A 3878-nucleotide genomic window follows, 5' to 3' on the forward strand; every position below is an offset into this window, starting at 1 on the left:
TCACATAGGCGTTTGTGCCCGGCTGAGCGCCGTTCACCGCGACCGGGATTGACAGCTGCTGGCGCGGCAGGGTCTTTTCCGGCGGCGTCAGCGAAACTGCGAGCTTCTTCGAACCCGGGTCGACCGACAGCCACTGGATGCCGATGGCGCGGGCCGGCATGCGCGATTCCTGCGCGTCGCCGGGCCGGAACAAGGTCGCCGTGACATAGGCACCGGCGCCCCAGTTTTCGCCGACCGGAATGTCGACAGTGCTGCCGCCGGCCGGCACCGAAGCGGTGACGGTCTTCAACAGCTTCTCGGCGCCGATCGTGACCAGAAGTTCGCCGGCAAAATGCGGCGAGATCTTCAGCTTGGCGACTTCGCCGGTGGCGTAGCTGTCCTTGTCGAGGGCGATCTCCAGCCCATCGGGTGTCTCGGTGGTGGTCGAGGCGACGTACCAGCCGGCGTCGAATTCATAGCTGGTCGCCGGACCATCCGGGTCAGCCGTCTCGACCTCGAGACGGTAGCGGCCCCAGTCGACGGGCAGCGACACGGTCGCCTCGCCATCGGCCTTCAGATCGACCGAGCCATTGGCGACGGCCTTGGTGAGGTTCACTGCCTCGTAGTTCCAGGAATTGTTGGAACGGTACCACTGATAGTTCCGCTCGACCTTGACCAGCGACCACTGGGCGCCTTTCAGGTCCTCGCGCTTGCCGTTCGGATCGACGGCGATGATGCTGAATTTGGCCGTTCCGCCTTGCGGCACTTCATCGCCTTCGAAATCCGGGCGAATGCCGATGACATCGCGCTGCGGCCGAACGCCGATGTCGAGCGAGCGCTCGACGGCGCGGCCGCCGGCTTCGCGCATGCGCACCGTGACCTTGGCGTTGACCAGCTTGGTGGTCGACGGCAACTGGTCGATGGTGATCGGGAAGGTCGCCTTGCCGTCGTCGCCGACGATCGGAAGATTGGCGAGGGGCGTCACGGTCGGCTCGCTCGACTGCTCGTCGGCGAGGCCGAAGGTGAAGTCCTTGAAGCTGTCCCAGTTGCTCGTGGTCGACAGCGTCATCTCGCCTTCCAGCGCCAGGCCCGCGGCCGGCGCGCCATAGAGGAAGCGGCCGTCGACGGTGGCATTGGCGGTCTCGCCCTGGGCGATCTCCTTCTTGTCGGCCGTCAGGTCGAATTCGATGCGATCCGGCACGAAGTCCTCGACCAGGAACATCTGGCTGGCGACCGGCGACTGCTTGGGATCGGTGTAGATCGACACCGTCCAGGTGCCGCGCATGGCGTTGGCCTCGAGCGGCAGGTCGACGGCATGGCCGCCGGCGGACTCGCCATTGCTGACGATGCGCCGGTTCTCGACGCCGTCGGGACGGGTGAAGATGAAGGTCAGCGGCAGGTTCTCGACCGCTTTTGCCGCGCCGTCGCGGGCAAGCGCCGCGACGTGAACATCCTCGCCTGCGCGGTAGATGCCGCGCTCCGTCCAGGCATAGACGTCGAGCGCGCCGGGCGAGGCGCGCCCTTCGACGCCGCGATCCGACAGGTCGAATCCGGCTTTGCCCATGTCGAGGAAGACGAAGTCGTTGTCGCCCTGCTTGGCCATCAGCACGGCCGGCACCATGCCGTTTTCGCCGCGGGTGAGGCCTGGATTGAAGACGGCGTGGCCTTCGGCGTCGGTGGTCGCCGTGCCGAGGATCTCGTTGTTCCTGGCAAGCAGCGTCAGTTCGGCGCCGGAAATCGGCTTGGCCGAGCCCAGCGAACGGGCAAAGACGTTGAGACCGTCCTGGCCGGTATAGGTGGAAAGGCCGATGTCGGAGACCACGAACCACTGCGTGGCGCGCGAGCCGTAATCGTCGCTCTTGTCGTCGACCGGCTGCGCGGTCAGCACATAGACGCCGGGCTTGCGCTGCGGGATCGCCTCGTCAACCGGGAAAGAGGTGGTCACCTCCTTGTTGAGATCGTTGGCGATGTCGAGCGTGCCCGACCAGACGGGCTCGCCCATCTGGTCGGAAATGGTGGAAATATCGTAGCCGTCGAGCTGATGCAGGAACTGATAGCCGGACAGAAGTTGCGCCAGCGAACGATCACCGATGCGGTAGAGCGTCATCTTGGCGGCGTTCATGTTGACCGTCACGACTGGAATGCCGCGACGGGCGCCGGCCGGCAGCACGAAGCTGTCGCCGGTGAAGCGGGCGGACGGAGCGCGGTCCTGGACATAGATCGACAGCACGACGGGCGCGGCGATCGTTTCACCGATCGCCGCCGGCAAGCCGGCGCGGAAGGTCACGTCATAATGCTGGCCGTGTTCCAGGCCCTCGACGCAAATCTGCTTGTCCTTGGCCTCGACGGCCTTGGGCGCGGCGTTGTCGACGGTCACGAACTGCGCATAGTCGACGCCGGTCTTGACCAGGTCCTCGGAAAACTGGGCGCAGATGCGCGGCGAGGAAGAATCGGCGTCGACGGTGTGCTCGACGACGCGGAAACCCTTGCGCGCCTTGAGGTCGGCATAGTCGGCCTGGACGGCCGGCGAGCTCACCAGCGCAAGGCTCGCCTCATAGGCCTGCAGCGACGGCCGGTAGAGATCGCGCTTGTCGAGACCGGCGCCAAGCAGCGCCAGCGCCTCGGCGCGGGTCTTTGCCGTGCGCACCAGCTTGTAGGCGTTGAAGGCCGCCGACGTGGCGTTCATCGGGAAAGTCGCGGGTTCGTTGGTGTTCGACGCCGGCTCCACGGCCAGTATCTCGCGCGCCAGCGCCAGCCAGAGCGCGCCGTCATCGGGCAGAACGGAGATCGCGGCCTGGTATTTCTGCATGGCAAGGCGATGATCGCCGGTTAGCGAGGCCTGCTCGGCGGCGGCCTGCAGGGCAGCAAGGCCCTCGGTCGGCTTGTCATAGGCCGGATCGGTCAGCTTGTTGCGGAACTGCTGGGCCTGGTCGGCCATCCAGTTCGGGAAAAAGGCCAGAGCCGGCGGAGCGCCGATATCTGGGTCGCCATCGACATTCGCGACCTTGCCGGCAACGGCGCCGGTGAAGGATTTCAACTGGTTATAGTCGGATTTGAGAAAGCACCACTTTGCCTTGGTGTTGTAGGTGAAGGCGCGGCAGGCGGTATCGCCAAGGCACGTGGTCTTGCATTGGTCGAGGCTGACATTCTGCTCCGACCTGAGGTCGAAACCGAAATAGTCGGAATTGTCGGTCGTCACGATTCGCCGGGCTTCGGCCGCAAGGGCCGCCCCGCCCAGGGCGAAAAAGACGAGAAGAAGGAAAGAGAAACCACGAGCCGCGCGCATTGCCATACCACCCTCCAGACATCGCCAGCGTCCGGGCATGATCAAGCTTCGTGCAGGCTTGTCAACGCCGGAGCGCCGCGGGTTTTTCACCTGCGAACGGTTTCCATGCCGGCCAAAGGCCGGTATTTCGACAGAACCTCTGTGAGACGGATCACACTTTCTTGCGGAATCGCAAAAGGTGTGAATTCCAAGCCCGGTCTATTTCAGACAATTGGATTGTGGCCCCTTTACGAACGTTTCGGAACTTCATTCCAATTTTAGTTTTGTCGACTAGGTTGTCTTAATGCCGGCGCATGAAACGCAGATGTCAGGAGGGGTCGCGCCAGGGCGCGGGCTTCCGCGCGCCCTGCTTTTCGCGCTGTTTTGCGCTGCAATTCTGGCGGGCGAGGCGCGTCCGGCGGCGGCTTTCGAGATTTTCGGCATCAAGCTCTGGGGCTCGTCCAAGGACGAGGATGCCGACATCGTCGATCCGCTTCGCTATTCCGTGACGCTCAATGCGCCTGATGCCGACAAGGATCTGGTGAAAAGGCTCGAAAACGCCTCGGCGCTGAAGAATGACGAGGACCATCCGGTGTCGGGATCGCTCGGCCTGATGGCCAAGGCGCGCGGCGAC

General features: G+C 64.3%; 1 protein-coding gene and 1 pseudogene. One reads left to right on the top strand and one right to left on the bottom strand.

The window, feature by feature from the left end:
* The coding region (locus tag EOA27_RS26470; protein ID WP_189562121.1) for an alpha-2-macroglobulin family protein at nucleotides 1-3271 on the bottom strand (3271 nt) is incomplete at its 3' end.
* 277 nt (nucleotides 3272-3548) lie between these two features.
* Here EOA27_RS26470 and EOA27_RS26475 point away from each other — a divergent pair.
* A pseudogene (locus tag EOA27_RS26475) lies at nucleotides 3549-3878 on the top strand (outer membrane protein assembly factor); the annotation flags it as partial.

Source organism: Mesorhizobium sp. M2A.F.Ca.ET.037.01.1.1 (assembly GCF_003998075.1).
Taxonomy (GTDB): Bacteria; Pseudomonadota; Alphaproteobacteria; order Rhizobiales; family Rhizobiaceae; genus Mesorhizobium.